The sequence below is a fragment of the Sphingomonas sp. Leaf62 genome, assembly GCF_001421915.1.
Taxonomy (GTDB): Bacteria; Pseudomonadota; Alphaproteobacteria; order Sphingomonadales; family Sphingomonadaceae; genus Sphingomonas.
In genome coordinates this window covers 22,108-25,365 of sequence record NZ_LMLN01000031.1, presented here as the reverse complement: position 1 = coordinate 25,365, position 3,258 = coordinate 22,108, and the positions used below count along the sequence as shown (strand labels likewise).

At 63.3% G+C, this 3,258-nt stretch carries 2 protein-coding genes and 1 pseudogene; 1 reads left to right on the top strand and 2 read right to left on the bottom strand.

What is annotated here, in order from left to right:
• Positions 1-112 precede the first annotated feature (112 nt).
• Positions 113-253, top strand: a pseudogene (locus ASE91_RS18145) (transposase); the annotation flags it as partial.
• Positions 254-285: 32 nt separating this feature from the next.
• On the opposite strand, the gene ASE91_RS18140 reads toward ASE91_RS18145, so the two are convergent.
• Together ASE91_RS18140 and ASE91_RS20030 are read right to left on the bottom strand one after the other, a co-directional pair.
• On the bottom strand, positions 286-2,529 hold the full coding sequence (locus tag ASE91_RS18140) for a hypothetical protein (RefSeq protein ID WP_056628960.1): 2,244 nt from the start codon (positions 2,527-2,529) through the stop codon (positions 286-288).
• A 165-nt stretch (positions 2,530-2,694) separates the two neighbouring features.
• A partial coding sequence (locus ASE91_RS20030) for a DUF5110 domain-containing protein (protein ID WP_162233688.1) occupies positions 2,695-3,258 on the bottom strand: 564 nt, incomplete at its 5' end.

Here is a 3,258-nt window from a genome sequence, read left to right as displayed (position 1 = left end):
GTGGACCATGGCCAAGGCCCAGTTCGCCGTCATCTTCGGCGAGCGCTTCATCAGGGCCATGGCAGCGTAATGTTCATCCGCCCGTCCGCACACGAAATTCCTGACAGTCCCCCGCTACCGGCGCCGCAGCCGCATCGAGATCATGTTCGGCCGCCTCAAGGATTGGCGGCGCGTCGCCACCCGCTACGATCGCTGCCCCACGGCCTTCTTCTCCGCCGTCGCCCTCGCTGCCACGGTCATCTTCTGGCTGTGATCAACGAGTCCTGACCCTAGTACGCACTTCTGCTACACCGGATCGCCGTAGAAGATACCCCGCCCGTCCGTCCCTACATAAACACGACCCGGGACCTGCGGATCACCCGAAATGACGCGATATCGTCCGCCCCAGCGGTGAGCGTCGTCATCGATCCTTATCCACGAACGCCCGTTACCATTCGATCGCCAGATGCCACGCTTCGTTCCAAGTGTACCGACCGCAAAGATCGCTCCTTTGCCAAGACCGAACAGTTCAACGGTCAAAGTGCCGCTTGCTCGGGCGAATGATTTTCCGCCATTCGTGCTGTGAAAGAGTGCCGAGCCGGCTTGCAGCCACAATTCGCCTGCGCGACTGGGCGTAGACAGAAGGGCACTTTGGGCTTCGCGTCCCTGACGCCCCGCCGGCTTCAGTTCGGTCGGCAGTCCGGCCCCCGCAACTGACTCGAAGCTGGCCGCAGCATCCCGGGACACTAGTAATCTACCGTTCGTGACATCGACGGCATAGAACGTATTCGGATCGACCTTATCCGCCACGGCGGGAACCCGTCCCGGCAGGCCCCGTACCGGTCGCCACGTGCGACCTTCGTCCCGCGTGACTTGGGGGATTACGGTGGCCGCGACGATCGTCCGGCCGTCGGCGGAAACGGTCACGGCAGCCTCCCCGATCAGATCGTCGCGTGTCGGAGGTTGACCGACGGCAGGCACCTGTAACGGTCGCCAGTTCCGACCGCCGTCGTTCGACAGCGCCAGGGATGCATCGCGTGGGCGCTCGGCGTAGAGGCTGCCGCTACGGACGATGACGTTCGGTGCCAGTCCCGCGTAATCCAGGGTATTGGTGTTCGACAGATACGGATTGACGAAGCTTGGGCGCGGTGACTTTCGAAGATCGTCATGGACAAACCCTGCAAGGTCACCGAACCCGGACACCAGACGAGGTCCTTGCGTCGGAGAGATCAGCGTAATGATCGCGGTCTGCTCGATGCCATCCGTCCATGGTGCCCAGTTTACGACGCCGTTCGACCTCAAGCCCTGGGTGGCATACACGGTTGCCCCTGTGGTGTAAGCGACGCGGGCGTGGTCGAACGGATCAATGGCGAGCCCCGATATCCAATGGCCGAAATCCGCTTTCCGTCCCTCGTGCGCGAGAAACGGGGTAGCCGACACGTCGCGACGACTACGACTGCCAACATCCTCCCACGTGCGGCCGTCGTCACGGGTAATCCAGAGCGAGTCCCCGGCCCGATATCTGTCGATGGTAGTCACTGCGGCAATTCCGTCGACGGAACGTGCGACCGCTACGCCGAGAAATCCGCCCTCAGAACCCGATGCAAGCCATGCTGGCGGCGTTACATCCCGCCCCGCGCCACTGGGTTCGTACCGCCACACCGCACCGGTCCGCGCGTCGCTCGGTCCGATCCCGCTCGAATAACCGACCCACAATATTCCCCGTGCATCGATCGCCGCCTTCGCTGCCAAGAGCTTCGGGGTTGCCACTGGTACCCACGTCGTTCCTCCGTCCTCCGACCGGTACAGCGCGGGCACGTTCGGATCGGCTAACCCCGCCCATAATCGCTGCGATCCTTTGCCGGCCCGTCCGCTGTTCGCGTCGATCGCGACGAAGGAGACGCCGCCATGACTGGTCCCGCGAGCGGGTTTGCCAAGCCCTGAATGTGGAAACGCAGCTACCTTCGTCCACGTCATGCCGGTATTGTCGCTCCGCCAAAGCCCATCATGCCGCGAACCGAAGAACAGCCGGTGCGGATCGTTGGGATCGACAGCGAGACGTTCGCCGAGGCCCCGTCCCGGCTCGTTCCCGCCCATGGCGAATGGAACCGGTACGATCCGCCAGGTTGCACCACGGTCACCGGATCGCATGACGGCGGCGGGCTGTCCGGCATTCATACCGGCGGCCATGTAGACAATGTGCGGATCTACCGGGTCCGGGGCGATGCTTTCGATCCCCATGTAGCTCGACGTAGCATTGTCATCCTGCAACGGCACCCACCTGTGCAAAGTAGCGTCCCAGCGATAGGCGCCTCCCATGTCCGTGCGCAGGTAAGCCAGATCGCGCTCGGCCAAGCTAAAGACGATGTTAGGTGCATAGCCACCTGCCCCGACCTTCACGTTGGCCCATTTGTAGGGAACAGCTTCGGCCCGGACCGCAGGAGCCGTAGAACCATTGTCCGAAGGGGGAGGCGCGGCGGCAATCGCTTGGCTGACCATGCCAACAAGTGCGCAGAACAACCCTGGTTTGATCGTTGCTCTCGATTGCATTCGAACCACCCTTGGAAGCTAAGCACGTCAGGCAAGCCGCACGCAGACGCGCAGGACAAACGGACAACTGCTTGCTGAGCATTATTCCATTTCGTTGCGCGTCCACGGTTTCAAACGATCACTGCGGAACGTCCGATGAGGAGACTTACCGGGTTTGGTTAGTGATCAATGTACTTTCGGCCGCCCCGTCAGCCGCACTCCCACCTCGCGCCCGTCATACACGAACGCCGTCGCGGCGTTATCGGCGAAGTCCGGTGCGACCGCCTTGCCCGGCGTGTGGAAGCGCACCGACATCGCCCGCTTTGCCACCATGCCGGGGAAGCTGCCCTTGCGCGCACCGATCGTCAGTGTCTTCGTCGCCTCGTTCCACATGAGCGGGATCTGCGACGACTGGCCGTTGCGATACCCTTCGCTCAGGCCGTCATCCTCGAACAGCGTGTGGCTGCCACTTTTGCCGGTGAAGACGTGTAGCACATAGGGGCCATCAGGCTGCTCGGCGGTCGACTGCACCTCGGCCCCGGTCGGCACGATCGCCCCGGCGCGGACATAAGTCGGCATGGTGGCGAGCGGCGCGGCGGCGGTGATCGCCTGTCCGCCGCGCAGATAGGCACCGGTGGCGAAGTCGTACCAGTCGGCCCCGGCCGGCAGATACACCGAGCGGCTGGTCGCGCGGAACTGCGTGACCGGCGCGACGAGGAACGCCGATCCGAACATATATTCGTCGTCGAT

Bases quoted from the DNA above. Each gene is read 5' to 3' on its own strand.
- ASE91_RS18140 (WP_056628960.1), bottom strand. From the start codon at position 2,529: ATGCAATCGAGAGCAACGATCAAACCAGGGTTGTTCTGCGCACTTGTT.